This window comes from Streptomyces tanashiensis (assembly GCF_014648895.1).
Classification (GTDB): domain Bacteria; phylum Actinomycetota; class Actinomycetes; order Streptomycetales; family Streptomycetaceae; genus Streptomyces; species Streptomyces tanashiensis.
In genome coordinates this window covers 190,676-215,341 of record NZ_BMRZ01000006.1, presented here as the reverse complement: position 1 = coordinate 215,341, position 24,666 = coordinate 190,676, and the positions used below count along the sequence as shown (strand labels likewise).

General features: G+C 72.5%; 24 protein-coding genes. 13 read left to right on the top strand and 11 right to left on the bottom strand.

Annotated features, from left to right (window positions below; genetic code table 11):
- Window positions 1–11: 11 nt before the first annotated feature.
- From IE237_RS20840 to IE237_RS20820, 5 genes are all read left to right on the top strand, one after another.
- Window positions 12–1,415: a phytoene desaturase family protein gene (locus IE237_RS20840; protein WP_189803690.1), complete on the top strand. Its 1,404-nt coding sequence runs from the start codon at window positions 12–14 to the stop codon at window positions 1,413–1,415.
- Between the two features lie 9 nt (window positions 1,416–1,424).
- Window positions 1,425–2,045, top strand: coding sequence for an L-threonylcarbamoyladenylate synthase (locus tag IE237_RS20835; RefSeq protein WP_189803556.1), 621 nt, complete (start codon window positions 1,425–1,427; stop codon window positions 2,043–2,045).
- Window positions 2,046–2,156: 111 nt separating this feature from the next.
- Window positions 2,157–2,936 carry a metallophosphoesterase gene (locus IE237_RS20830; RefSeq protein ID WP_189803555.1) on the top strand — a complete coding sequence of 260 codons (780 nt, stop codon included), beginning with the start codon at window positions 2,157–2,159 and terminating at the stop codon, window positions 2,934–2,936.
- 77 nt (window positions 2,937–3,013) lie between these two features.
- Complete coding sequence (locus tag IE237_RS20825; RefSeq protein ID WP_189803554.1) at window positions 3,014–4,492, top strand: AlkA N-terminal domain-containing protein; 1,479 nt, start codon at window positions 3,014–3,016, stop codon at window positions 4,490–4,492.
- Between the two features lie 21 nt (window positions 4,493–4,513).
- Window positions 4,514–5,014, top strand: coding sequence for a methylated-DNA--[protein]-cysteine S-methyltransferase (locus tag IE237_RS20820; RefSeq protein WP_189803553.1), 501 nt, complete (start codon window positions 4,514–4,516; stop codon window positions 5,012–5,014).
- Here the strand turns inward: IE237_RS20820 and IE237_RS20815 are convergent.
- On the bottom strand, window positions 5,011–5,730 hold the full coding sequence (locus IE237_RS20815) for an SIR2 family NAD-dependent protein deacylase (RefSeq protein WP_189803552.1): 720 nt from the start codon (window positions 5,728–5,730) through the stop codon (window positions 5,011–5,013). The genes IE237_RS20820 and IE237_RS20815 overlap by 4 nt on opposite strands.
- 64 nt (window positions 5,731–5,794) lie before the next feature.
- On the opposite strand from IE237_RS20815, the gene IE237_RS20810 reads away from it, so the two are divergent.
- Window positions 5,795–5,998 carry a type II toxin-antitoxin system VapB family antitoxin gene (locus IE237_RS20810; protein WP_189803551.1) on the top strand — a complete coding sequence of 68 codons (204 nt, stop codon included), beginning with the start codon at window positions 5,795–5,797 and terminating at the stop codon, window positions 5,996–5,998.
- 18 nt (window positions 5,999–6,016) lie between these two features.
- Here the strand turns inward: IE237_RS20810 and IE237_RS20805 are convergent, their stop codons facing one another.
- Together IE237_RS20805 and IE237_RS20800 are read right to left on the bottom strand one after the other, a co-directional pair.
- On the bottom strand, window positions 6,017–7,084 hold the full coding sequence (locus IE237_RS20805; RefSeq protein WP_189803550.1) for an ADP-ribosylglycohydrolase family protein: 1,068 nt from the start codon (window positions 7,082–7,084) through the stop codon (window positions 6,017–6,019).
- 44 nt (window positions 7,085–7,128) lie between these two features.
- Window positions 7,129–8,799 (bottom strand): BCCT family transporter, encoded by a 1,671-nt coding sequence (locus IE237_RS20800; RefSeq protein WP_229842790.1) that lies wholly within the window; start codon window positions 8,797–8,799, stop codon window positions 7,129–7,131.
- A 112-nt stretch (window positions 8,800–8,911) separates the two neighbouring features.
- Here IE237_RS20800 and IE237_RS20795 point away from each other — a divergent pair, with 112 nt between their 5' ends.
- Window positions 8,912–10,063: a glycerate kinase gene (locus IE237_RS20795; protein WP_189803549.1), complete on the top strand. Its 1,152-nt coding sequence runs from the start codon at window positions 8,912–8,914 to the stop codon at window positions 10,061–10,063.
- 65 nt (window positions 10,064–10,128) lie between these two features.
- On the opposite strand, the gene IE237_RS20790 is transcribed toward IE237_RS20795, so the two are convergent.
- Window positions 10,129–10,746, bottom strand: a complete 618-nt coding sequence (locus IE237_RS20790; RefSeq protein ID WP_189803548.1) for a hypothetical protein — start codon at window positions 10,744–10,746, stop codon at window positions 10,129–10,131.
- A gap of 56 nt (window positions 10,747–10,802) precedes the next feature.
- Complete coding sequence (locus IE237_RS20785) at window positions 10,803–12,011, bottom strand: PucR family transcriptional regulator (protein ID WP_189803547.1); 1,209 nt, start codon at window positions 12,009–12,011, stop codon at window positions 10,803–10,805.
- Between the two features lie 195 nt (window positions 12,012–12,206).
- Between IE237_RS20785 and IE237_RS20780 the strand changes: the two genes are divergently transcribed.
- The 6 genes from IE237_RS20780 to IE237_RS41525 all read left to right on the top strand — a co-directional run bounded on the left by IE237_RS20780 (window position 12,207) and on the right by IE237_RS41525 (window position 18,177).
- On the top strand, window positions 12,207–13,025 hold the full coding sequence (locus IE237_RS20780; RefSeq protein ID WP_189803546.1) for an ABC transporter ATP-binding protein: 819 nt from the start codon (window positions 12,207–12,209) through the stop codon (window positions 13,023–13,025).
- Window positions 13,022–13,831, top strand: a complete 810-nt coding sequence (locus tag IE237_RS20775) for an ABC transporter ATP-binding protein (RefSeq protein ID WP_189803545.1) — start codon at window positions 13,022–13,024, stop codon at window positions 13,829–13,831. Before IE237_RS20780 ends, IE237_RS20775 begins: the two co-directional genes overlap by 4 nt.
- The gene (locus tag IE237_RS20770) at window positions 13,828–14,718 is read left to right on the top strand and encodes a branched-chain amino acid ABC transporter permease (protein WP_189803544.1); all 891 of its coding nucleotides are present in this window, start codon (window positions 13,828–13,830) and stop codon (window positions 14,716–14,718) included. The genes IE237_RS20775 and IE237_RS20770 overlap by 4 nt, the downstream gene beginning before the upstream one ends.
- Entirely contained in the window at window positions 14,711–15,808 is a 1,098-nt protein-coding gene (locus IE237_RS20765; RefSeq protein ID WP_189803543.1) for a branched-chain amino acid ABC transporter permease, read from the top strand. Before IE237_RS20770 ends, IE237_RS20765 begins: the two co-directional genes overlap by 8 nt.
- Window positions 15,805–17,070, top strand: coding sequence for an ABC transporter substrate-binding protein (locus IE237_RS20760; RefSeq protein ID WP_189803542.1), 1,266 nt, complete (start codon window positions 15,805–15,807; stop codon window positions 17,068–17,070). Before IE237_RS20765 ends, IE237_RS20760 begins: the two co-directional genes overlap by 4 nt.
- Before the next feature lie 108 nt (window positions 17,071–17,178).
- Window positions 17,179–18,177: a GNAT family N-acetyltransferase gene (locus tag IE237_RS41525; RefSeq protein WP_189803541.1), complete on the top strand. Its 999-nt coding sequence runs from the start codon at window positions 17,179–17,181 to the stop codon at window positions 18,175–18,177.
- Window positions 18,178–18,250: 73 nt separating this feature from the next.
- On the opposite strand, the gene pssA is transcribed toward IE237_RS41525, so the two are convergent.
- The 6 genes from pssA to IE237_RS20725 all read right to left on the bottom strand — a co-directional run bounded on the left by pssA (window position 18,251) and on the right by IE237_RS20725 (window position 24,660).
- A complete protein-coding gene (pssA, locus tag IE237_RS20750; protein WP_189803688.1) occupies window positions 18,251–19,117 on the bottom strand; it encodes a CDP-diacylglycerol--serine O-phosphatidyltransferase in 867 nt (288 codons plus the stop codon).
- A complete protein-coding gene (locus IE237_RS20745) occupies window positions 19,110–19,766 on the bottom strand; it encodes a phosphatidylserine decarboxylase (RefSeq protein WP_073812552.1) in 657 nt (218 codons plus the stop codon). The genes pssA and IE237_RS20745 overlap by 8 nt, the downstream gene beginning before the upstream one ends.
- Before the next feature lie 169 nt (window positions 19,767–19,935).
- Window positions 19,936–21,141: an acyl-CoA dehydrogenase family protein gene (locus tag IE237_RS20740; protein WP_017236794.1), complete on the bottom strand. Its 1,206-nt coding sequence runs from the start codon at window positions 21,139–21,141 to the stop codon at window positions 19,936–19,938.
- A gap of 2 nt (window positions 21,142–21,143) precedes the next feature.
- Window positions 21,144–21,656, bottom strand: a complete 513-nt coding sequence (locus IE237_RS20735) for a MaoC family dehydratase (protein WP_015656728.1) — start codon at window positions 21,654–21,656, stop codon at window positions 21,144–21,146.
- 5 nt (window positions 21,657–21,661) lie between these two features.
- Entirely contained in the window at window positions 21,662–22,627 is a 966-nt protein-coding gene (locus IE237_RS20730) for an HpcH/HpaI aldolase/citrate lyase family protein (RefSeq protein ID WP_015037486.1), read from the bottom strand.
- Entirely contained in the window at window positions 22,624–24,660 is a 2,037-nt protein-coding gene (locus tag IE237_RS20725; RefSeq protein ID WP_189803540.1) for a protein meaA, read from the bottom strand. Before IE237_RS20725 ends, IE237_RS20730 begins: the two co-directional genes overlap by 4 nt.
- Between the last annotated feature and the right edge of the window lie 6 nt (window positions 24,661–24,666).

The following is a 24,666-nucleotide window of genomic DNA, read 5'->3' as shown; positions in this document are numbered from 1 at the left end:
ACGAGACGCCGATGCTCGACGCCGTCGTCGTGGGGGCCGGGCCCAACGGACTGACGGCCGCCGTCGAACTGGCCCGGCGCGGCCTCTCCGTGGCCGTCTTCGAGGCCAAGTCCACCGTCGGCGGCGGCGCCAGGACCGAGGAGCTCACCCTCCCCGGCTTCCGGCACGATCCGTGCTCCGCCGTCCACCCGCTCGGCGCCGGCTCGCCCGTCTTCAGGACGATGCCGCTCGACCGGTACGGACTGGAGTGGCTCCACCCCGAACTGCCCATGGCCCACCCCTGGGACGACGGCACCGCCGCCGTGCTCGCCCGCTCCGTCGCCGAGACCGCCGCCTCCTTCGGCCCGCGCGACGCCGGGACGTACCGCAGGCTCGTCGCCCCCTTCCACGGCAAGTGGGACACCCTGGCGAGCGACTTCATGCAGCTGCCGCTCACCGCGCTGCCCCGTGACCCGGTCACCCTCGCCCGCTTCGGCCTCGCCGGACTCCCGCCGTCCACCTGGCTGATGCGAAGGTTCCGGGACGAGAAGGCCCGCGCGCTCTTCGCCGGACTCGTCGGCCATGTCATCGCGCCGCTCGACGGCATCGCCACCGGCGCCGTCGGCCTGGTCTTCGCGCTGGCCGCGCACGCGGGCGGCTGGCCGATGCCCCGGGGCGGCTCGCAGTCGATCTCCGACGCGCTCGCCGCCTACCTCAAGGACCTCGGCGGCGCCGTCCACACCGACTTCGAGGTCAAGCGGCTCGACGACCTGCCGCCGGCCCGCGCCTACGTCTTCGACACCTCGCCCAGGGCCCTCGCCCGGATCGCGGGCTTCGGCGGGCACTACGACCACTACAAGTACGGCGCCGCCGCCTTCAAGATCGACTACGCGCTCGACGGGCCCGTGCCCTGGACCGCCGAGGAGGCCCGCCGGGCCGGCACCGTCCAGATCGGCCCCACCGCCGGCGAGATCGGCACCGCCCTGCGCGAGGCCTCCTCCGGCACGGCCCCCGAGACACCCTTCCTCATCACCGCCCAGCCCAGCCTCGTCGACCCCTCCCGCGCCCCCGAGGGCAAGCACGTGTTCTGGGCGTACGGCCATGTGCCGAACGGCTGGCGCGGCGACCTCACCGAGGCGATCGAGCGTCAGATCGAGCGCTTCGCCCCCGGATTCCGCGACCGCGTCCTGGCCCGCGCCACCGCGGGCCCGGCCGTGCTCGCCGAGCGGAACGCCAACTACATCGGCGGGGACATCGCCTGCGGCGCGGCCCGCGGGCTCCAGCTCCTGCTGCGCCCCACGCTCTCCCTCCGCCCCTACGCCACCCCGCACCCGGCGGTCTTCCTCTGCTCCTCCGCGACCCCGCCCGGCCCCGGCGTGCACGGCATGTCCGGGCACAACGCGGCGAAGGCCGTATGGCGGAGCCTGCGAAAATAGACTGGGCCCATGGCCAAGTACTTCGACGTGCACCCCGACAACCCCCAGCCCCGCACCATCGGCGCGGTGGCCGACTCCATCCGGAACGGGGCGCTCGTCGCGTACCCGACCGACTCCTGCTACGCGCTCGGCACCCGGCTCGGCAGCCGCGACGGCATCAGCCGCATCCGCACCATCCGCGACCTCGACGACCGGCACCACTTCACGCTGATGTGCGCGAACTTCGCCCAGCTGGGCCAGCTCGTGCACATCGACAACGACGTCTTCCGCGCGGTCAAGGCGTCCACGCCCGGCGCGTACACCTTCATCCTCCCCGCGACGAAGGAGGTGCCGCGCCAGCTGCTCCACCCCAAGAAGAAGACGGTCGGCGTCCGCATCCCCGACCACGTCGTCACCCAGGCGCTCCTCGCCGAACTCGGCGAACCCCTGCTCTCCAGCACCCTGCTCCTGCCCGACGAGGCCGAACCGCTGACCCAGGGCTGGGAGATCAAGGAGCGGCTCGACCACCAGGTCGACGCGGTGCTCGACTCCGGCGACTGCGGCACCGAGCCCACCACCGTCGTCGACTTCTCCAGCGGCGAGCCCGAGATCGTCCGGCGCGGCGCGGGGGACACCACCCGCTTCGAGTAGGCGGCGGGGGAAGCGGTCCACCGGTCCCGAAGCGGCCCTTCCCGGCCCGGCCGTGACCGCCGTACGGTCGCGGGAACGCCCCTTCCCGCGCACCCACGGAGGTCCGGCCGCATGATCGTCATCGCCCACGTCAGCGACGTCCACATCGACGGCGAGCAGCGCAGCGCGGACCGCACCCGCGCCGTCCTGCGGTACCTGGAGGAGCTGCCGTACGACCTGGCGGCCGTCCTCGTCACCGGTGACGTCGCCGACCACGGGGCCCCGGACGAGTACGCGGTGGCGCGGGAACTGCTGACCTCCCGCCACCCGCTGCTCGTCTGCCCCGGGAACCACGACGACCGCGCGGCCTTCCGCAAGGGCCTCCTGCCCGGGCAGACCCTCCCCGAAGCGACCGCGGCGCGCCCGTACGCCCCCGTCAACCAGGTGCTCCGCGGCGCGGGTTTCGTCATCGCCCTCTGCGACTCGTCGGTACCCGGCGAGGACCAGGGCCTCCTGGAGGACGAGACGCTCGCCTGGCTCGACGGCGAACTGGCCGCCACCCCGCACGAGGTGCCCGTCCTGGTCGCCTTCCACCACCCGCCGGTCCCGCTGCACACCCCGTACGTGGACGGGATCCGGCAGTTCGGCGAGGAGCGGCTCGCCGCGCTCGCCGACCGCCACCCCCACCTCACCGCCTTCCTCGCCGGCCACGCCCACACGGCCGCCGCCACGACCTTCGCCGGGCGCCCGCTCCTCGTCGCACCCGGGGTCGTCTCCGCCCTCCGGCTCCCCTGGGAGAGCCCGGGCGCCGAGAACCCGCACGTCCACCTCGACCTGCCGCCCGGCCTCGCCTTCCACGTCCTCGGCGAGGACGGCCGGCTGACCACCCACTACCGGACCGTCACCGGCTGACCCCGCCCTGACCGGGGGCGGACGTCGATGTCGTTTTCTCGCCAGCCCGCGAGCCGTCCGTCCCCGATCCTGGAACCATGCACACCGACACCGAGCGCTGCGTACGGGCCGTCCAGTCGAAGGAGGCCCGCTTCGACGGCGTCTTCTTCACCGCCGTCCGCACCACCCGGATCTACTGCCGGCCCAGCTGCCCCGCCGTCCCGCCCAAGCCCGAGAACATGGAGTTCCACCCCAGCGCCGCCTCCTGCCAGCGCGCCGGCTTCCGGGCCTGCAAGCGGTGCCGGCCCGACACCAGCCCCGGCTCCCCCGAGTGGAACGTCCGGGCCGATGCCGTCGCCCGCGCCGTCCGGCTCATCCAGGACGGCGTCGTCGACCGTGAGGGCGTCCCCGGCCTCGCCCGGCGGCTCGGCTGGTCCACCCGCCAGATCGAGCGCCAGCTCCTCGCCGAACTGGGCGCCGGACCGCTCGCCCTGGCCCGCGCCCAGCGCGCCCAGACCGCCCGGCTCCTCATCGAGACCACCTCGATGCCCTTCGGCGAGATCGCCTTCGCGGCCGGCTTCTCCTCCATCCGCACCTTCAACGACACCGTCCGCGAGGTCTTCGCCCTCACCCCCGGCGAGCTCCGCGCCCGCGCCGCCCGCCGGTCACCGGTCCGGGCCGCCGCGACCCCCGGCGTGATCAGCCTCCGGCTGCCGTACCGCGCCCCCCTGGAACCCTCCAACCTCTTCGGGCACCTCGCCGCGACCGCCGTCCCCGGCGTCGAGGAATGGCGCGACGGTGCCTACCGGCGGACGCTGAGCCTCCCGTACGGACACGGCATCGTCGCCCTCGCCCCGCGCGACGGCCACATCGCCTGCCGGCTGTCCCTCACGGACCCGCGCGACCTCACGAACGCGATCAGCCGCTGCCGTCGCCTCCTCGACCTCGACGCCGACCCCGTCGCCGTCGACGAGCGGCTCCGCGCCGACCCGCTGCTCGCCCCGCTCGTCGACAAGGCGCCCGGCCGCCGGGTGCCCGGGACGGTCGACCCCGCCGAGTTCGCGGTACGGGCCGTCCTCGGCCAGCAGGTCTCCACCGCCGCCGCCCGCACCCACGCCGCCCGCCTGGTCACCGCGCACGGCGTCCCCGTCGACGACCCCGAAGGCGGACTCACCCACCTCTTCCCGGGCCCCGAGGCGCTCGCCGCCCTCGACCCCGAGACCCTCGCCCTGCCGCGCAGCCGCCGCACCACCCTCCTCACCCTCGTGCGGGCCCTCGCCGACGGCTCGCTCCCGCTCGGTCCCGCCGACGACCGCGAGGAGGCCCGCGCCCGGCTGCTCGCCCTGCCCGGCTTCGGCCCCTGGACCACCGAGATCATCGCCATGCGGGCCCTCGGCGACCCCGACGCCTTCCTCCCCGGCGACCTCGGCGTCCGCCGCGCCGCCGAAGGACTCGGACTGCCCGGCACCCCGGCCGCGCTCACCGCCCGCGCCGCGCACTGGCGCCCCTGGCGCGCCTACGCCGTCCAGTACCTCTGGGCGACCGACGACCACCCGATCAACCATCTGCCCGCGTAAAGGACCGTGAGGACCCCTCCCATGCCCGCCATCCAGCACACCGTCGTGGACAGCCCGTACGACCCGCTGACCCTCGTCGCCGTCGACGGCGTCCTCAGCCGCGTCCACATGACCGGCCAGCGCCACCGCCCGCCGGAGGAGACCTTCGGCGAGCCCGACCCGCGCCCCTTCGGGGAGGCGATCCGCCAGCTCGACGCCTACTTCGCGGGTGAACTCACCGATTTCGACCTGCCGTTGAACCTGATCGGCACCCCGTTCCAGCTGCGGGTCTGGGAAGGGCTGCTGCGCATCCCGTACGGGGAGACCCGGACGTACGGCGAACTCGCCGAGGAACTCGGCAACCCCGGCGCCTCCCGGGCCGTGGGCCTCGCCAACGGCAAGAACCCCGTCAGCATCATCGTCCCCTGCCACCGGGTGATCGGGGCGGGCGGCAGCCTCACCGGCTACGGCGGCGGCCTGGACCGCAAGCAGCGACTGCTCGCCTTCGAATCGGGAACGGCGGAACCGGCCGCCCTGTTCTAGCGGAGCCGGTCGAGCAGCGCCGGCAGTGCCGTGCCGATCGGCTCGCGCACCACCTCGTCCGCGACGGGGTCGTACGGGGTGGGCTCGGCGTTCACGATGATCAGCCGGGCGCCGTGCTCGGCCGCGATCCCCGCGAGGGAGGCCGCCGGCTGGACCTGGAGGCTGCTGCCGACCACGACGAACACCTCGGTGGCCTTGGCGATCGACATGGCGTTGCCCAGCACCACCGGATCGAGCCGCTGCCCGAACATCACCGTCGCCGGCTTCAGGATCCCGCCGCACGCCCGGCACGCCGGATCGTCCTCACCGGTCCGCACCCGGTCGAGCGCCTCCGCCATCGCCGAGCGCGCGTGGCAGGCCGTGCACACCACCGACCGTGCCGAGCCGTGGAGTTCGAGGACCTTCCGCGCGGAGACCCCGGCGGCCTGGTGCAGTCCGTCCACGTTCTGCGTGATCACCCGCAGCGGGTTGCCGCTGGTCCGCTCGTACGCGGCGATCGCGCGGTGCGCCACGTTCGGCTCGGCATCCAGGACCGGACCGTCGAGCCGCATCCGCCACGAGCGGCGGCGGATCTCCGCGTCGGCCATGTACGGCCCGTACGTGACGAGCTGCTCGGCCCCGGGGTCCTGCCGCCACATGCCGTTCGGACCCCGGTAGTCGGGGATGCCGGAGTCCGTGGAGACACCGGCGCCAGTGAAGATCGCGACCATCGTCATACGAGGACCCTAGGCACCGCGGAACCGCTCCCGCGAGCGGGTTTCCCGGTGCTAGGTTCCCGCCATGGCCAAGGTGAACATCGGTCTCGACGCCGAACTCGTCGTGGAAGTCATGGTTCTGTCCGGCATCGGCAACCCCCAGGACGCCGTCGAGGCAGTGGTCCGCGACTACATCGCCCGCGGCCACCGCACCGAGGCGCGGGCCGTCAGCCGGGACGAACCGCAGCGCACCGGCGAGATCGTCCCGCCGGAGCCCCCGCAGGGCTGAGCCCCGCCGAGCCGGCCGTCATCTCGGCCGCTCGGCCAACCTCAGCGTCCGTTCCGCCAGTTCGCCGATGCGGACGCCGTCGAAGCCGAAGACCGCGCTGCGCACCCGGTCCCGCAGCGGCTCCGACCACTGCGGCGGGATCGCGGCCGCGCCGCAGCGGACTCCGGCGACCGAGCCCGCCGTCGCCCCGTTGGAGTCGGTGTCCAGGCCACCGCGCACCGTCAGCGTGATCGTGCGGGTGAAGTCCCCTTCGCCGTACAGGAGTCCGGCCGTCAGGACGGCCGCGTTCGGGACGGTGTGGATCCAGCCGAGGCCCGCCGTCCGCTCGGTCACTTCCGTGAGCGTCTCGGACCAGCCGAGCCCCGCCTCGTACAGCGCGATCGTGCCCCGTACGGTCCGGGCCAGCCGGCTGCTCGCCGGCACCCGCTCCAGGCTCGTCTCCAGCGCCGACCGCACGTCGGGCGCGGTGAAGGCCGCCGCGATCAGGGCCGCCGCCCACATCGCCCCGTACACGCCGTTCCCGGTGTGCGAGAGGACCGCGTCGCGGCGGGCGAGCGAGGCGGCGCGGCGCGGGTCGCCCGGGCAGGTCCAGCCGTACACGTCGGCCCTGATCAGCGCCCCGATCCACTCCTGGTACGGATTGTCGTACGTGGCCGTCAGCGGCGGCCGCAGCCCGTCGGCGAGGTTCCGGTAGGCGACCCGCTCCGCCGTGAACGTCTGCAGGTACGGCAGCCGCAGCAGCCACTCCTCGCCGACCTGCTCGGTCGTGAACGCGAAGCCGTACGTCTCCAGGAGGTGCAGCCCCAGGACCGACCAGTCGACGTCGTCGTCCCGGCAGCTGCCGTCGATCCCGCCCCGTACGCACCGCTCCCACTCGGGCCGCAGCTCGAAGCCCGCCGCCCCCGGCGGCGGGGGAGGGAGGTAGTCCGTCAGCGGGAGCGCCCCGGCCAGCCGCAGATACGCGTCGATGCGCTCCCGGGTCCAGTGGTCGCCGCGCTCCACGGGCTTGCCGAGCATGTTCCCGGCGATCCGGCCCGTCCAGCCGCCCAGGATCCGGTCCCCGAGCTCCCCGCGTGCGAACCCCATACCTCCGGTGTACCGAATCCCGGGGACCGGCGCGCGCCGGGCCCTCAGTTCCGGCCCTCGGGGGGCTCCGTCCCGGTACGGTCCTCCGCCGCCCGCCGCGGCCCGTGGTGGCGGTCGGCGCCCTGCTCGGTCATCGCCTCCCCGACCAGCGTGCGCACCGCGTCCCGCAGCCCGTGCAGGGCGTGCTGCCGGGACGGGCCCGCCCCCGGGTCCTCCCGCAGCTCCTTCAGGAGCGCGAAGCACAGCACCAGCATCACGATCACGAAGGGCAGCGCCACCAGGATCGTCGCCGTCTGCAGCGACTTCAGACCGCCCGCCACGAGCAGCACCGCCGCCACCGCGGCCATCAGGACGCCCCAGGTCACCACGAGCCAGGTCGGCGGGTGGAGCGAGCCGCGGCTCGTCAGCGAGCCCATCACCAGCGAGGCCGAGTCCGCACTCGTGATGAAGTACGTCATCACCAGGAGCATCGCGACGACCGAGGTCACCGTCCCGATCGGCAGCGCCTCCAGCATCGCGAACAGCGAGGCCTCGGCGCCGTCCTTCAGCGCCGTCGCCAGGTCCGCCGCGCCCGTCGACTGCAGCCTGATCGCGGTCCCGCCCATCACGCAGAACCACACCACCGTCGCCCCCGACGGCACGAGCAGCACCCCCACCAGGAACTCGCGGATCGTCCGGCCCCGCGAGATCCGGGCGATGAAGGTGCCGACGAACGGGGCCCAGGACAGCCACCACGCCCAGTAGAAGATCGTCCACGCGCCCAGCCACTCACGGTCGGTGAAGGCGCCGGTACGGCTGGCCATCGGCAGCAGCTCGTGCAGATAGCCGCCGACGGAGGCCGGGATCGTGTCCAGGATGTAGACGGTCGGGCCGAGCAGGAACACGAAGAGCATCAGACAGGCCGCGAGGACGATGTTCAGCGTGGACAGCCACTTCACGCCCTTGTGCAGGCCGGAGAACGCGGACAGGACGAACGCCCCGGACAGCGCCACGATGATGATCAGCTGGGTGGCCGTGGTGTTCTCCACGTCCATGGTCAGGTTCAGCCCCTCGGCGACCTGGAGCGCGCCGAGCCCCAGACTCGTCGCCGTGCCGAACACCGTCGCGAAGACCGCGAGCAGGTCGATCGCCTTTCCCGGCCAGGAATCCGCCCGGCGCGCGCCCATCAGCGGCACGAAGGCGGAGCTCAGCCGGTTCCCCCGGCCCTTGCGGAAGCCCGCGTACGCGAGCGCGAGGCCCGCGATGCCGTAGATCGCCCACGGGGTCAGCGTCCAGTGGAAGAACGAGTACTCCAGGGCCGTCCTGGCCGCCGCGCCCGTCCCCGGCGCGACCCCGCTGGCCGGGGGAGGGAACAGGAAATGCGTCAGCGGCTCCCCGACCCCGTAGAACATCAGACCGATGCCCATCCCGGCGCTGAACATCATCGCGATCCACGCCAGGTTCGTGAACTCCGGCTCCGAGTCGTCCGCACCCAGCCTGATCCGGCCGAAGCGGCTCGCCGCGATCACCACGCACAGCACCAGGAAGGTGTCCGCGGCGACCACGAAGAGCCAGGCGAAATTCGCCAGCACCCACTTCAGGGCGGAGGAGGACGCGCTGTCGAAGGAATCCTCGCCCAGCGCCGCCCAGCCGACGACCGCGACGACCGCGACGATCCCGATCCCGATGACCTTGCCGTCGGGCGTGCCATCGGGAACGATCTTTTCCGTACTCATGTGACCCCACTATGGTGCGGAATATCGCTTTATCAGGGGGTGGCACGCCGTCTGGCCGTGCGGATAGGGTCAGCCTCGGCGCGACTGCACGTTCGAAAGCAAGGGATGCAAGGTGACGGACGGAGCAGCAACTCAGGTCGCTCACGTGCTCGTGGCGGCCGACAAGTTCAAGGGCTCGCTCACGGCCGTACAGGTCGCGGAGCGGGTCACAGCAGGACTGCGACGGGTCGTCCCCGAGGTCACGGTGGAGACACTGCCCGTCGCGGACGGCGGCGACGGCACCGTCGCGGCGGCCGTCGCGGCCGGCTTCGAACGGCGCGAGGTCCGCGTGACGGGCCCGCTCGGCGAGCCGGTCACCGCGGCGTACGCACTGCGCGGCACCACCGCGGTCGTCGAGATGGCCGAGGCCTCCGGCCTCCAGCTGCTCCCGCCCGGCGTGTTCGCCCCCCTGACGTCGACCACGTACGGCTCCGGAGAACTGCTCCGCGCCGCCCTCGACGCCGGCGCGACCACCCTCGTCTTCGGCGTCGGCGGCAGCGCCACCACCGACGGCGGCTCCGGCATGCTCGCCGCGCTCGGCGCCCGCTTCCTCGACGCGGCCGGCGAGCCCGTCGGCCCCGGCGGCGCGCCCCTCGCCGACCTCGCCACGGCCGACCTCAGCGGCCTCGACCCCCGCTTCGCCTCCGTCGACCTGATCCTCGCGAGCGACGTCGACAACCCGCTCACCGGTCCCAAGGGCGCCCCCGCCGTCTACGGTCCGCAGAAGGGCGCCACCCCGGACGACGTCCGCACCCTCGACGCGGCCCTCGCCCACTTCGCCACCGTCCTGGAGAAGGCCATCGGCCCCAAGGCCGCCGAGGCGGCCGTCGCGCCCGGCGCGGGCGGCGCGGGCGGCATCGGCTACGGCGCGCTCATCCTCGGCGCGAGCTTCCGGCCCGGCATCGAGCTGATGCTGGAGGTCCTCGGCTTCGCCCCCGCCCTGGAGCGCGCCACCCTCGTCATCACCGGCGAGGGCTCACTCGACGAGCAGACCCTCCACGGCAAGGCCCCGGCCGGCGTCGCCGCCGCCGCCCGCGCCGCAGGCAAGGAGGTCGTCGCGGTCTGCGGCCGCCTCGCCCTGCCGCCCGAGGCCCTGGGCACGGCCGGCATCCGCCGCGCGTACCCCCTCACGGCCCTGGAGCCGGACACGGCGAAGTGCATCGCGAACGCCGGCCCGCTCCTGGAGGACGTGGCGTCGGACATCGCCCGGGACTTCCTCGCGTAGCACCGGCGACGGCACACCGACCGTACCGGCGGGAACCCTTCCCGGCCGGTACGGCGAGCCCGGTCCTACGGCCTGGACAGCTGCCGCTCCGGCTTCCCGGTGCGCGGATCGAGACGGACGGTCGTCGCCTCGCCGTCCGCGGTCGTGAGGACGAGGGCGTCCGGCCCCGACCAGGTGACCCGGGACAACGCGCCATCGGCGGTGTCGCCGTCGAAGTGGGCGACGCGCCAGATCTGCGCGCCGAGCCCCGACCCGTCGACGACCGACACCCGCCAGAGCGGGTCGATCATGGCCGCACCCTCCTCCACCACGAGGTACCGGTCCACGCCCCCCGGCGCGGGCGTCCGGCCCGTCTCCTCCCAGGCGGCGCCGACCACCGGGAAGAGGACCAGCCGGAACCACACCGCGCCGACGACCGCCACCGCGCACACCGCGATCACCGGTGTCCGGACCGCCTGCCGGTCCGTCAGCAGCCGCACCGCCGCGCCGAGCAGCACGGCCGCCACGAGGAAACTCGGCCAGCGGTACTCGAAGGCGCCGGCGAGGACCAGCAGCCCCGACGACTCGGCGAGCCATGGCCCCACCAGGCACGCGACCCCCGCCGCGGCCCCTCCGGCCAACAGCACCTGACCGAGGCCCCGGTGGCGGGTGCGGTCCGTACGTATGCCCACAGTGATCGTCACGGGCCCATCCTGGCAGCTCCCTTCGGACTGCGCGTCGCCCGAGCCGCCCCGGGCCGTCACACGAGACCGCCCGGGGCCGTCAGCCGGAAGGCGTCGAGCGCCAGCGTCATCTCCGTGAGGTCCCGCGGCCGGGACAGCGACCTCGACGTCAGCTGCTCCAGCCGCCGCAGCCGGTTGAAGACCGTGTTCCGGTGGCAGTAGAGCCGCCCCGCGGCCCGCCCCGCCGACCCCTCGCAGTCCAGCCACGCGTCCAGCGTCTCCAGGAGCACCGCCCGGTCCGCCGGGTCCAGTTCGAGCAGACCGCCGAGGACGTCCGAGACCAGCAGGCTCGCCATCTCCGGCTGGCCCACGACCAGCGCGCCCGCGAGGCGCCGGTCCAGGCGCACGATCTCGCGGCTCCCGGGCGGGCAGGTCCGCAGGGCCAGTTCCGCGAGGCGCCGCGCCCGGCCCAGCTCGGCCAGGCCCACCACGACCGGACTGATCCCGCCCGGCCCCGGGCACCGCCCGTCGAGGAGCTCCGACAGCGCGTCCAGACCGGTGTCCCCGGCGAGCGCCACCACCCCCAGCTCGCCGTCGGCCCCCATCCGCCACAGGAACCGCACCCCCTCGCCCCGCACCTGCCGGTGGAACGGCTCCCGCTCCTCCCGCCGGTCGTAGCGCAGCACCACCACCGCGTACCGCCCCTGCTCCGGCAGGTCCAGGCCCGCCGCCGCCCGCGACACCAGCTCGGGCGACCGCCGGCCCTGGAGCAGCGCGTCCAGGAGCGCCTGGAGCTGCTCGTCCGTCCGGCGCCGCAGCTCCAGCTCCGCCGCCCGGTACGCCTCCGACGCCGTGTCCGCCTGCGCGTCCACCGCCGACCAGACGATCGTCGCCGACTGCATGAGCGCCGCCAGCTGCGCCGCGTCCGCCCCCGCGCCCTCGATCAGCGCGTCCCACACCAGATGACCGGCATGCCGGTAGGCGTGGACGACCAGGTCGAGCGGCATGCCCTGCGCGGCCCGCCGCCGTCCCATCCCGTCCGCGTGCTCCAGGTCCCGCCGCGGCGAGTTGCGCGGCGCCGAGATCATCTCGATCCCGATCCGCATCGCCTCCCGCGCCTCCTGCCAGTGCTGGTCGTACGGCAGGATCCGCCCGTAGGCGGGCTCGTACGCGTGGAGTTCCCTCAGGTGCTCGTCCACCAGCTCCGGCACCCGCTCCAGGAGCGCCGTGCACGCCTGGGCGAGCACCTTCCAGTCGTCACCGGTCCGCCTTCTGCGCCGTCCCATGCCCGGAGCCAACACCGCCCCCGCCCCCCGGCACAGCCCTGACGCGCAGCGTTGTGCGCATGCACAGCCTCCCGCCGCGCCCGCTGGTCACCGGCAGCGTTTCGGACGCGGGACGTGGACGCGCGGTCCGGCGCGGTGCTGGGGTGAGCGCCACCGGACGGCCGGGTGACCACCGCGGCCGGGGAAAGGGGAGCCATGGGAGGTACCGCACCCGCCCTTCAGGTGACGGACCTGACGGCGGGATACGGGCCCGTGCACGCGCTGCGACGGGTGTCGCTGACCGTGCCGGCGGGTGCCGTCGTCACCGTCCTGGGCGGCAACGGCGCCGGCAAGTCCACACTGCTGCGGGCGGTCTCGCGCACCCTGCGGTTCCACGGCGGTGCCGTGGTCTCCGGCACGGTGAGCCGCGACGGCCGGCCGCTCGACGGACTGCCGCCGGACCGGGTCGTCGCCGCCGGCGTCTCCCAGGTGCCGGAGGGACGGCAGGTCTTCGCCCGGATGACGGTCGAGGACAACCTGCGCGCGGGCGCCCTCGGCAGCCGCGGCGGCCGGACCGCGAAGGCCGCCGCCCTGCGCCGGGTGCACGAGCTCTTCCCGGTCCTCGCCGACCGCGCCCGCCAGCCGGCCGGGCTGCTCTCCGGCGGCGAGCAGCAGATGCTCGCCGTCGGCCGCGCCCTCATGGCCGGGCCCGGCCTGCTCCTCCTCGACGAGCCGTCGCTCGGTCTCGCCCCGCTGATGGCGGCCCGGATCGCGGACGCCGTCCGCCAGATCAACGCCCAGGGGACGGCGGTGCTCCTGATCGAGCAGAACGCGGCGCTCGCGCTGCGGCTCGCCTCCCTCGCGTACGTCCTGGAGGTCGGCGAGGTCACCCTCTCCGGTCCCGCCGCCGAACTCGCCGCCTCCGACGAGGTGCGCCGCCGCTACCTGGGCGTGGTCGACGAGGACGCCGCCGAGGACGCGGCCCGCGCCGCCACCGCCCACCCGCTCCTGTCCCGCTGGGAGGAGGCCCGATGACCGGCGACCCGACACCCCGCACCGCGACCCGCATCCCGCCCGCCCTCGACGTACGGGACCTGACCGTCCGGTTCGCCGGGCTCACCGCTCTCGACGGCGTCGGCTTCACCGTCCGGCCCGGTACCGTCCACGCCCTCATCGGCCCCAACGGCGCCGGCAAGTCCACCTGCTTCAACGTGCTCTCCGGCGTCTACCGGGCCACCTCCGGCTCCGTCCGCCTCGGCCCGCACGAGCTGACCGCCCTGCCCCCGCACCGGATCGCGGGCCTCGGCGTCGGCCGGATCTTCCAGAACCTGGCCCTGCCGCCCCGCGCCACCGTCGAGGACAGCCTCATGCTCGGCCGCCACCGGCTGACCCGCACCGGCTTCCTCGCGGCCGGGCTCCGGCTCCCCTCCGCCGCCCGCGAGGAGGCCCGCCACCGGGCCAGGGTCCGGGAGATCGCCGCCTTCGTCGGCCTGGAGGAGCAGCTCGCGCGACCCGCGGGCTCCCTCCCGTACGGACAGCAGAAGCTCGCCGAACTCGCCCGCGCGCTCTGCATGGAGCCGGAGCTCCTCCTGCTCGACGAGCCCGTCGCCGGCATGACCGCGGACGAGCGCCGCCGTACGGCCTCCGTCATCGCGGGCGTCCGCGACAGCCTCGGCATCTCGGTGCTCCTCGTCGAGCACGACATGGGGCTCGTGATGCGGCTCGCCGACTCCGTCACCGTCCTCGAATTCGGCCGCCGGATCGCCGACGGGGCCCCCGCCGACGTCCAGAACGACCCGGCGGTCGTCCGCGCCTACCTCGGAGAGGAGTCCGCCGCGTGAGCACCTTCGCCGAGTTCCTGATCAACGGCGTCTCCCTGGGCTCGATCTACGCCCTCATCGCCCTCGGCTTCGTGGTCATCTTCCGGGCCACCGAGGTCGTCAACTTCGCCCACGCCTCCCTCCTCCTGGCCGGCGGCTACGTCACCGCCGTCCTCCACGACGACATCGGCTTCTGGCCCGCCCTGCTCGCCGGCGTCGCGGGCGCGGCGCTGGTCGGCGCAGCCGTCGAGTTCCTCGTGATGCGCCGCCACCGCGGCGGCGACCACAGCGTCCTCGCGATCGTCACGATCGGCGTCGACATCCTGCTCGCCACCGAGCTGACCCGGCGCATCGGCACCGACATCCTCGCGCTCGGCGACCCCTGGGGGGACGCCGTCGTCACGGTCGGACCGGTGACGATCGCCGAGACCCGGATCGCCGCCCTCCTCGCCGCGGCCCTGCTCATCACCGCCTTCCTGCTGGCCTTCCGGTACACCTCCTGGGGCGTCGCGATGCGCGCCGCCGCCGAGAGGCAGGAGACCGCCGCGCTCATGGGCATCCGGCTCGGCCGGGTCTCCCTCGGCGCCTGGGCCGTCGCGGGCGGACTGGCCGCCGTCGCCGCGCTGTTCCTCACCGTCTTCCCGACCCCCGGCCTGGAGCGGGCCACCTCGCTCGCCGCCCTCAAGGCCTTCCCGGCGGCCATCCTCGGCGGCCTCGACTCCACCACCGGAGCCCTCGTCGGCGGCCTCCTCGTCGGCGTCACCGAGTCCCTCGCCACCGGCTACCAGGGCGACCTGGCCTTCCTCGGCAGGGGGATCGGCGACCTCGCCCCCTATCTGGTGATGGTCGCGGTGCTGCTGATCCGCCCCGCCGGTCTCTTCGGCACGAAGGAGCCCGCCCGTGTCTGAGACGCTCCGGTCCGCCCGGCTCCGGGCCGTCCCCACCAGGGCGTACGCGTGGACCGCCGCCGGTCTCGTCCTCGCCGTCCTCCCCTTCTACCTGGACCGCTTCTGGCTCCAGGCCGGTCTGTTCGCGATGGCCGCCGCCCTCGGAGCCCTCGGGATCAACCTGCTGACCGGCGCCACCGGCCAACTCTCCATGGGCCACGCCTTCTTCCTCGCCGTCGGCGCCTACGGCTACTGCGCCTTCGCCGGGGACGGCACCGACGGCCTCGCCGGCCTCGGCCTGCCCGGCTGGCTCGCCGCCGTCCTCGCCGTCGCCCTCGCGGGCCTGGCCGGCGGGGTGTTCAGCCCCATCGCCGGCCGGCTGCGCGGCGCGTACCTCGGCATCGCCACCCTCGCGCTGATCTTCATCGGCCAGCACGTGCTCTTCAACGCCCACGACCTCACCGGCGGCTACAACGGGCGCGCCGTCCCGCCCCTCACCCTCTTCGGCCTCACCTTCGACGACAGCGAACTCCTCGTCGCCCAGGTGCCGTTCGGGGCGGTGGAGAAGCTCTGGTACCTCGGTCTCGCGCTGCTCCTGGGCGGGGTGCTGTTCGCCAGGGGAGTGCTGCGGGGCCGCCCCGGCCGCGCCATGAACGCCATCCGGGACCACCGGATCGCCGCCGGGGTCATGGGCATCCCCGTGGCCCGCCACCGCGCCGCCGTCTTCGTCCTGTCCTCCATGTACGCGGGCCTCGCGGGCGTCCTGCTCGCCCTGGTCTTCCAGCGCACGGTGCCGGAGTACTTCGGCATGGCGCTCTCCCTCGAATACCTGGCCATGATCGTCATCGGCGGTCTCGGCTCGGTCGCCGGCGCGGTCGCGGGAGCCGTCTTCGTCTCCCTCCTGCCGCAGCTCCTCACCCGGTACAGCGACGCCCTTCCCCTGGTCTCCGCCCCAGGGACGGGCGGGATCGCGCCGGGAGAGGCCGCCCGCTATCTGTACGGCGCCGCCGTCGTCGCGGTGGTGCTGTTCCTGCCCGGCGGCCTGGTCCGCCTCGCCGCCCGGACACCCGAGACCCCCAAGTCGACCGAACCCTCAGGAGAGGCACGATGAACCACAGACGACAGGCCGTGCGGGGCCTGGCCGCCGCGCTCGCCGCACTGGTCGCCCTCACCGCCGCCGGATGCAGCTCCAAGGCGAAGAGCGGCGACGGCAAGCAGACCGGAGCGGGCGGGGTGAAGACCGGGGAGGGCGTCACCGACGGGACGATCTCGCTCGGCGCGCTCACCGACATGACCGGCGTGTACGCCACCCTCGGCAAGAGCGTCACCCAGTCCCAGCAGCTGTACGTGAAGCAGGTCAACGCCGCCGGCGGGATCTGCGGCCGGAAGCTGGAGCTGACCGTCCGCGACCACGGCTACGACCCGCAGAAGGCGCTCGCGGCCTACACCGAGCTGGAGCCGAAGGTCGTCGGCTACACCCAGTTCATCGGCTCCCCGTTCGTCGCCGCCGTCAAGCAGCGGGTCGACGCCCAGGACAAGGGCCTCGTGCTGCCGCAGGCCTGGTCGGCCTCGCTGCTCGGCTCCCCGTACATCCGGGTCCTGGGCGCCACCTACGACGTCGAGACGATCAACGCCGTCGACTTCCTGCTGAAAGAGAAGGGCCTCAAGGCGGGCGACAGGCTCGGCCACGTCTACTTCGAGGGCGACTACGGCGAGAACGCCCTGAAGGGCTCGAAGTACGCGGCCGGCAAGGCGGGCCTGACCGTCGTCGAGCAGAAGATCAAGCCCACCGACAACGACATGTCGGCGCAGGTCGCGGCGCTCAAGCAGGCCGGGGTCAAGGCCGTCGTCATCAGCGCGGGCCCCCGCCAGGCCGCCTCCCTCGTCGGCGTCGCCGCCGCGACCGGCCTCAGGGTCCCGGTCGTCGGCAACAACTCGGCCTTCGCCCCGCAGCTCCTCGGCACCCAGGCCGGGCCCGCCCTGGAGAAGATGTACTGGTTCGCCTCCCCGAGCCTGCCCATCGGCGCGGACACCCCGACCGCGAAGAAGCTGGTCGCGGAGTACCGGGCGGCCTACCCGGACGACGGCCTCGACAACGGCATCGTCGCCGGCTGGACCGCCGCGAGCGTCTTCGGCGAGGCCCTGAAGAAGGCCTGCCTCGACAAGGACCTCACCCGCGAGGGAGTCGACAGGGCGCTCCTCTCCCTGAACGCCCACGACGCCGGCTTCGGCATGACCCACGACCTCGGCGACCCGACGGCACCGTCGTCCCGCGAGTCCGTCATCATCCAGCCGGACAAGTCCGTCCCCGGCGGCATGCGCACGGTCCGGCAGCCCTTCGTCTCGGACGCGGCGAAGACCTACACGCCCTGACGGGCGGGACCCGTCCGAGAGACCCGGGCCCGGGGCGCCGACCGCGCCCCGGGCCCGGCCCGGGGAGTTCTTCACCTCCCCGAAACACGCCGGTGTGAAGCTCTGCCCATGACCGCACACATCGAGGAGAACCGCTCCCACCCGCACCTCCCTGACCTGCTCGCCGCCTACCATCTGGTCAACCAGGCCGAGAAGGGGACGGCGGTGGAGACGGCGGCCGACCTCCCGGCCGTATACCGCGTCGAGGCGGAGGACCCGGCGGGCGCCTTCGCCGCCGACACCGTCCTGCTCGCCACGCCGTCCGGAGCCGACGCCCCGGCCGGCTGCGTCGTCCTCAAGGCCCCCCGAGACGGCCGCGCCCCCGAGATCAAGCGGCTCTGGGTGGCGCCCGAGGCCCGGCGGAAGGGCCTCGCGAGGGCGCTCATGGCCGAGGCGCTGCGCCGGGCCGCCGCGTCCGGAGCGCCCGCCGTGCGCCTCACCGTCTGGTCCTGGCGGGACGAACCGCTGGCCCTCTACCGGAGCCTCGGCTTCGCGACCGTGGAGCCCTGGGACGGCCGGCCGGACCTCCTCTGTCTGGAGAAGCCGCTCGACGTCGTCGAGCGGCTGTCCCCCGACGTCGTACGGGCCCACGCCGACGGCCTCGCCGCCCTGCTCGTGGACGCCGTGGACGGCGGGGCCTCCGTGGGCTTCCTGGCGCCGCTGGACCGGGTCGCGGCGGTCTCCTGGTGGTCGGGGGTCGCCGAGGAGGCGGCGGCGGGCGTACGGGACGTGTGGGCGGCCCTCGGCCCGGACGGGCGCCCGACCGGCGTCGTCACCCTCGTCCGCGCCGACGCGGAGAACGGCCGGCACCGCGGCGAGATCGCCCGGCTCCTCGTGCACCGATCGGCCCGCGGCCGGGGCCTCGGGCGCCGTCTGCTCGCCACCGCCGAGGCCCACGCCGCCGCCACCGGCCTCCGGCTGCTCGTCCTGGACACCCAGACCGACAGCCCCGCCGAGCACCTCTACCGGGGCGCGGGCTGGACGGCCGCCGGGACGATCCCGGACTTCGCCGCCGACCCGGCCGGCACCCTCCGCGCCACCACGCTCTACTACAAGCGCCTGGGCTAGACAGGCCCTGGTCGGGCACGCGAAAGGGCCCCGGGAGGCGGTTCGCCTCCCGGGGCCCTTCGTACGCTGTCCGCTACGGCAGCTGGGCCGCCCGCGCCTCCCGGCTCTCACGCCGGTTGCCGCGGAAGGTGTTCACCCGGCGGGCCGTCGCGAAGAGGGGGATCACGGCGCCCAGCACGACCTGGAGCGCGCAGCCGGTCTGGAGCAGGAACGCCCCGCCCGGGGCGTCGAACGCCCAGGCCGCCAGCATGGCCATCGCACCGACGATCCAGCTCAGCATCGCCACCGCGAGGACGCCCCGCGGCTTCGGGTACTCGACCCGGCTGACCATCAGCCACGCCACTCCGATGATCGCGAGCAGCGTCGGGATGAAGGGCAGCTCGAGCAGCACGATCGAGACGACCGTCAGCGCGCCGAAGGGGCTCGGCATGCCCTGGAACATGCCGTCCTTCATCGTCACGCACGAGAATCTCGCGAGCCTCAGCACCACGGCGAGCAGCACCACGATCGCGGCCACGGCCGAGACCTTCTGCTGCGCGTCGTCCGCGACCATGCCGTACACGAGCACGAAGTAGGCCGGGGCCAGACCGAAGCTGATCAGGTCCGACAGGTTGTCGAGCTCGGCACCCATCGGCGAGCTGCGGAGCTTGCGCGCCACGATGCCGTCGAAAAGGTCGAAGATCGCCGCGGCCAGCATCAGGATCACGGCGGTGGCGGCGCTGTTGCGCGCCATGCCGGTCTCGCTGCTGCCCGTGAGGTGCGGGATGAGGATGCCGGTGGTGGTGAAGTACACCGCCATGAAGCCGCACGTGGCGTTACCGAGCGTGAGGGCGTCCGCTATGGACAGCCTCAGCGACAGCGGCATCTCCTCGGCCTCTTCGGCCGTCTCCGTCTCGGAGTCGGCGACCCAGTCGGCAGCCCGTGTGTCGGGATCAATCACGGTCAATGCGAGTCACCCCCGCTGTGGTGGCCTGGCCGACCTCGACGGCGACCTCGACACCCTCGGGGAGGTAGATGTCGACGCGCGAGCCGAAGCGGATCAGACCGATACGGTCACCCTGCTCGACCTTGGTCCCCTGGGGGATGTACGGCACGATCCGCCGGGCGACGGCGCCCGCGATCTGGACCATCTCGATGTCGCCGAGCTCGGTGTCGAAGTGCCAGACAACGCGCTCGTTGTTCTCGCTCTCCTTGTTGAACGCCGGGACGAACCCGCCGGGGATGTGCTCCACGGACGTCACCGTGCCGGCCAGCGGCGCGCGGTTGACGTGGACGTTCAGCGGGCTCATGAAGATGGCGACCCGGGTGCGTCCGTCCTTCCACGGCATGATGCTCTGCACCACACCGTCGGCGGGGGAGATGACCCGGCCCTGAGCGATCTCGCGCTCGGGGTCGCGGAAGAACCACAGCATGCCGGCCGCGAGCGCGGTGGTCGGCACGGCGATGGCCGCGGCACGCCTCGACTTGCGCGCGCGCACGAGGCTGAGCGCCGCGGTGGCGACGGTCGGGAGGAGCCACGGCGATGCTCCGCGCGCGAGGCGTACGCCGGAGAGGCTGTCGCGGTGTGCAGAGGTTTGGCTGTGGGGCATGGATGACCTTCGTAGCGGATGATGCCGCACTGGCAACGGGGGACGGCGGCTTTCCGGCGATGCTATCGGTTGCGGGGCGCAACTGGGCAAGCCAGGAACCGAGTCGACGGCCGGAAGACGAACACAGGGTGTGATCTTCTTCGCGGCCGAACCGACTCAAAAGCGACAATCAACCCTGGAATCGGTACTCCTCGAGCAGCCGACGACCAATGATCATTTTCTGGATCTCGGCGGTACCTTCACCGATGAGCAGCATCGGCGCCTCCCTGTAGAGACGCTCGATCTCGTACTCCTTCGAGAACCCGTATCCACCGTGGATGCGGAAGGCATCCTCGACGACCTCCTTGCAGTACTCGGAGGCGAGGTACTTCGCCATCCCTGCTTCGAGGTCGTTTCGTTCCCCGGAGTCCTTTTTGCGTGCTGCATTCACCATCATGGCATGCGCGGCCTCGACCTTGGTAGCCATCTCGGCCAGCTTGAACTGAATCGCCTGGTGCTGGGCGATCGCCTTGCCGAAAGTGTGACGTTGCTGGGCATATGAGACACCCAGTTCGAAAGCACGCTGCGCGACACCGCAACCACGGGCCGCCACGTTCACGCGGCCGACCTCGACGCCGTCCATCATTTGGTAAAACCCTCGGCCGGTGACCCCGCCGAGTACGCGATTGGCCGGAATGCGCAGTCCGTCCATGATGAGTTCGGTCGTGTCGACGCCCTTGTAACCCATCTTGTCGATCTTCCCGGGGATCGTGAGGCCCGGGCGGACCTCTCCGAAGCCGGGCTCCTTCTCGACGAGGAAGGTCGTCATCGACTTGTGGGGGGCCGTGCCCTCCGGGTGTCCTTCGTCACTTCGGACGAGAACGGCCACCAGCGTTGACGTGCCGCCGTTCGTCAGCCACATCTTCTGGCCGTTGAGGACGTACTCGTCGCCGTCCTTGACCGCCTTCGACGTGATCGCCGACACGTCCGAGCCGAGGCCCGGCTCCGACATCGAGAACGCGCCGCGGGTCTCGCCGGCCGCCATCCGCGGAAGGAAGTACTCCTTCTGCTCCTGGGTGCCGTGCTGCTTGAGCATGTACGCCACGATGAAGTGCGTGTTGATGATGCCGGAGACCGACATCCAGCCACGGGCGATCTCCTCCACGCACAGCGCGTAGGTGAGCAGCGACTCGCCCAGGCCCCCGTACTCCTCGGGGATCATCAGGCCGAAGACGCCGAGCTCCTTGAGCCCGTCGACGATCTGCTGCGGGTACTCGTCGCGGTGCTCCAGCTCCGTCGCGACCGGGATGATCTCCTTGTCGACGAAGTCCCGGACCGTGGCGAGGATCTCCTGCTGGACATCGGTCAGACCGTGGGTCTGGGCGAGTCGCGCCATGACTACTTCCCCTGTTCCTTGAGCTCGGGGCGGCCGGGCTGCTCGCCGCCGCGCTCCTTGATGTACGTCTCGGTGGGGACCATCACCTTGCGGCGGAAGACGCACACGAGGGTGCCGTCCTGCTTGTAGCCCTTGGTCTCCACGTAGACGATGCCGCGGTCGTTCTTCGACTTCGACGGGGTCTTGTCGAGGACCGTGGTCTCGCCGTAGATCGTGTCGCCGTGGAAGGTCGGCGCCACGTGCCGCAGCGACTCGATCTCCAGGTTGGCGATGGCCTTGCCGGAGACGTCCGGCACGGACATGCCGAGCAGCAGCGAATAGATGTAATTGCCGACGACGACGTTCTTTCCGAAGTCCGTCGTGTTCTCGGCGTAATTCACATCCATGTGCAGCGGATGGTGGTTCATCGTCAGCAGACAGAAGAGGTGGTCGTCGTACTCGGTGACCGTCTTTCCGGGCCAGTGCTTGTAGACGGCACCGACTTCGAACTCTTCGTAGGTACGGCCGAACTGCATCGCTCTCAGGCCTCCGGGATCTCGAACTTGCTGGTGCGCTGCATGCCGGCGGCGCGGCCCTTGCCGGAGATGACCAGGGCCATCTTGCGGGAGGCCTCGTCGATCATCTCGTCGCCGAGCATCGCGGAGCCCTTCTTCCCGCCGGCCTCGGACGTGTAGTAGTCGTACGCGTCGAGGATCAGCTCGGCGTGGTCGTAGTCCTCCTGCGAGGGCGAGAAGATCTCGTTCGCGGCGGCGACCTGGTCCGGGTGCAGCACCCACTTGCCGTCGAAGCCCAGGGCGGCGGCGCGCTGCGCCACGGCCTTGTAGCCCTCCTGGTTGCGGATCTGCAGGTAGGGGCCGTCGATCGCCTGCAGGTTGTTGGCGCGGGCCGCCATCAGGATGCTCATCAGGATGTGGTGGTACGCGTCCGCCGGGTAGCCGGGCGGCTGCTCGCCCACGACGAGGGACTTCATGTTGATGGAGGCCATGAAGTCGGCCGGGCCGAAGATGATCGTCTCGACGCGCTGGGAGGCCTGCGCGATCGCGTTGACGTTGGTCAGGCCCTGGGCGTTCTCGATCTGCGCCTCGATGCCGATCTTGCCGACCTCGAAGCCCATGGTCTTCTCGATCTGCGTGAGCAGCAGGTCGAGGGCGACGATCTGCTGGGCGTCCTGGACCTTCGGCAGCATGATGCAGTCGAGGTTCTGGCCGGCGCCCTCGACGACCGTGACGACGTCACGGTAGGTCCAGTGGGTCGTCCAGTCGTTGACGCGGACCACGCGGGTCTTGCCGGTCCAGTCGCCCTCGTTCAGGAACTTCACGATGGTGTGCCGGGCCTCGGGCTTGGCCAGCGGGGCGCACGCGTCCTCCAGGTCCAGGAAGACCTGGTCGGCCGCGAGGCCCTGGGCCTTCTCGAGGAAGCGCGGGTTGGAGCCGGGGACCGCCAGGCAGGAGCGGCGGGGGCGGAGCCGGTTCACGGGGCTGGTCATGCGGGGACCTCCGTACTTTCAAGGGGGCTGAGCTTGTGAGCTGTGCGGATCTCGTCGACGATACGGCCGATGATCTCCGTGATGCCGAAGTCCTTCGGTGTGAAGACGGCGGCGACACCCGCACGCTTCAGTTCTGCGGCGTCGGCGTTGGGGATGATGCCGCCGACGATGACCGGCACATCGGTCGCGCCCGCCTCGCGGAGGCGCTCCAGGACGTCCGGGACCAGCTCGGCGTGCGAGCCGGAGAGGATCGACAGACCCACGCAGTGCACATCCTCCGCCAGGGCGGCGCTGACGATCTGCTCGGGGGTCAGCCGGATGCCCTGGTAGACCACCTCGAAACCGGCGTCACGCGCGCGTACGGCGATCTGCTCGGCCCCGTTGGAGTGCCCGTCCAGGCCGGGCTTGCCGACGAGCAGCCGCAGCCGGCCGCAGTTCAGCTCCTCGGCGGTCCGGGCCACCTTGTCGCGGACGAGCGCGAGCGGCGTGCCCGCCTCGGCCGTCACGGCGACCGGGGCGGAGGAGACGCCCGTCGGGGCGCGGAACTCGCCGAACACCTCGCGCAGGGCCCCCGCCCACTCGCCGGTGGTGACCCCGGCGCGGGCGCACTCCAGGGTGGCCTCCATGAGGTTGTCCGTGCCCTTGGCGGCCTCCTTGAGGCGCTCCAGGGCCTTGCAGGGCCGCGGGTGGTTGAACGGCGGCTGGTAGCGGTTGTCGCGCCAGGTCTTCAGCGAGCCGGTGACCCGGGCCTCGACCGCCGGGTCGACCGTCATGATCGCGGTGTCCAGGTCGGCGGTGAGGGGGTTCTCCTCGGTCGACTGGAAGATGTTGACGCCGACGATCTTCTCGTCGCCGGCCTCGATCCGGGCGCGCCGCTCGGCGTGCGAGGAGACCAGCTGCGACTTGAGGTAGCCGGACTCGACGGCGGCCATCGCGCCGCCCATCTCCTGGATCCGGTCGATCTCGGTCAGGCACTCCTCGACGAGGGCCTCCACCTTGGCCTCGATCACGTGCGAGCCGGCGAAGATGTCCTCGTACTCCAGCAGGTCGGACTCGTGGGCGAGCACCTGCTGGATGCGGAGCGACCACTGCTGGTCCCAGGGCCGGGGGAGGCCGAGGGCCTCGTTCCAGGCCGGGAGCTGCACGGCACGCGCGCGGGCGTCCTTGGAGAGGGTGACGGCCAGCATCTCCAGGACGATCCGCTGGACGTTGTTCTCCGGCTGGGCCTCGGTCAGGCCGAGCGAGTTGACCTGGACGCCGTAGCGGAACCGGCGCTGCTTGGCGTTCTCGATGCCGTACCGCTCCAGCGTGATCTTGTCCCAGATGCGGCCGAAGGCGCGCATCTTGCACATCTCCTCGATGAAGCGGACGCCCGCGTTCACGAAGAAGGAGATGCGGGCGACGACCTCGCCGAAGCGGTCCTCGGGGACCTGGCCGGAGTCGCGGACCGAGTCGAGGACAGCGATCGCGGTCGCCATCGCGTACGAGATCTCCTGGACCGGCGTGGCCCCGGCCTCCTGCAGGTGGTAGCTGCAGATGTTGATCGGGTTCCACTTCGGGATGTGGTTGACCGTGTACGCGATCATGTCCGTCGTGAGGCGGAGCGAGGGGCCGGGCGGGAAGACGTGCGTCCCGCGCGACAGGTACTCCTTCACGATGTCGTTCTGGGTGGTGCCCTGGAGCTTGGTGATGTCCGCGCCCTGCTCCTCGGCGGCCACCTGGTAGAGCGCCAGAAGCCACATGGCCGTGGCGTTGATGGTCATCGAGGTGTTCATCTGCTCCAGGGGGATGTCCTGGAACAGCCGGCGCATGTCACCGAGGTGCGAGACGGGGACGCCGACCCGGCCGACCTCGCCGCGGGCGAGGATGTGGTCGGGGTCGTACCCGGTCTGCGTCGGCAGGTCGAACGCGACCGAGAGGCCGGTCTGACCCTTGGCGAGGTTGCGCCGGTACAGCTCGTTGGACGCCTCGGCGGTCGAGTGACCGGCGTACGTCCGCATGAGCCACGGCCGGTCCTTCTGGCGCTCTGTCATCTTCGG

What these genes read in the sequence shown, in the direction of transcription:
- IE237_RS20840 (WP_189803690.1), top strand. Translation starts at nt 12, where the DNA reads ATGCTCGACGCCGTCGTCGTGGGGGCCGGGCCCAACGGACTGACGGCC.
- IE237_RS20835 (WP_189803556.1), top strand. Translation starts at nt 1,425, where the DNA reads ATGGCCAAGTACTTCGACGTGCACCCCGACAACCCCCAGCCCCGCACC.
- IE237_RS20830 (WP_189803555.1), top strand. Translation starts at nt 2,157, where the DNA reads ATGATCGTCATCGCCCACGTCAGCGACGTCCACATCGACGGCGAGCAG.
- IE237_RS20825 (WP_189803554.1), top strand. Translation starts at nt 3,014, where the DNA reads ATGCACACCGACACCGAGCGCTGCGTACGGGCCGTCCAGTCGAAGGAG.
- IE237_RS20820 (WP_189803553.1), top strand. Translation starts at nt 4,514, where the DNA reads ATGCCCGCCATCCAGCACACCGTCGTGGACAGCCCGTACGACCCGCTG.
- IE237_RS20815 (WP_189803552.1), bottom strand. Translation starts at nt 5,730, where the DNA reads ATGACGATGGTCGCGATCTTCACTGGCGCCGGTGTCTCCACGGACTCC.
- IE237_RS20810 (WP_189803551.1), top strand. Translation starts at nt 5,795, where the DNA reads ATGGCCAAGGTGAACATCGGTCTCGACGCCGAACTCGTCGTGGAAGTC.
- IE237_RS20805 (WP_189803550.1), bottom strand. Translation starts at nt 7,084, where the DNA reads ATGGGGTTCGCACGCGGGGAGCTCGGGGACCGGATCCTGGGCGGCTGG.
- IE237_RS20800 (WP_229842790.1), bottom strand. Translation starts at nt 8,799, where the DNA reads ATGAGTACGGAAAAGATCGTTCCCGATGGCACGCCCGACGGCAAGGTC.
- IE237_RS20785 (WP_189803547.1), bottom strand. Translation starts at nt 12,011, where the DNA reads ATGGGACGGCGCAGAAGGCGGACCGGTGACGACTGGAAGGTGCTCGCC.
- IE237_RS20780 (WP_189803546.1), top strand. Translation starts at nt 12,207, where the DNA reads ATGGGAGGTACCGCACCCGCCCTTCAGGTGACGGACCTGACGGCGGGA.
- IE237_RS20775 (WP_189803545.1), top strand. Translation starts at nt 13,022, where the DNA reads ATGACCGGCGACCCGACACCCCGCACCGCGACCCGCATCCCGCCCGCC.
- IE237_RS20760 (WP_189803542.1), top strand. Translation starts at nt 15,805, where the DNA reads ATGAACCACAGACGACAGGCCGTGCGGGGCCTGGCCGCCGCGCTCGCC.
- IE237_RS41525 (WP_189803541.1), top strand. Translation starts at nt 17,179, where the DNA reads ATGACCGCACACATCGAGGAGAACCGCTCCCACCCGCACCTCCCTGAC.
- IE237_RS20745 (WP_073812552.1), bottom strand. Translation starts at nt 19,766, where the DNA reads ATGCCCCACAGCCAAACCTCTGCACACCGCGACAGCCTCTCCGGCGTA.
- IE237_RS20740 (WP_017236794.1), bottom strand. Translation starts at nt 21,141, where the DNA reads ATGGCGCGACTCGCCCAGACCCACGGTCTGACCGATGTCCAGCAGGAG.
- IE237_RS20735 (WP_015656728.1), bottom strand. Translation starts at nt 21,656, where the DNA reads ATGCAGTTCGGCCGTACCTACGAAGAGTTCGAAGTCGGTGCCGTCTAC.
- IE237_RS20730 (WP_015037486.1), bottom strand. Translation starts at nt 22,627, where the DNA reads ATGACCAGCCCCGTGAACCGGCTCCGCCCCCGCCGCTCCTGCCTGGCG.
- IE237_RS20725 (WP_189803540.1), bottom strand. Translation starts at nt 24,660, where the DNA reads ATGACAGAGCGCCAGAAGGACCGGCCGTGGCTCATGCGGACGTACGCC.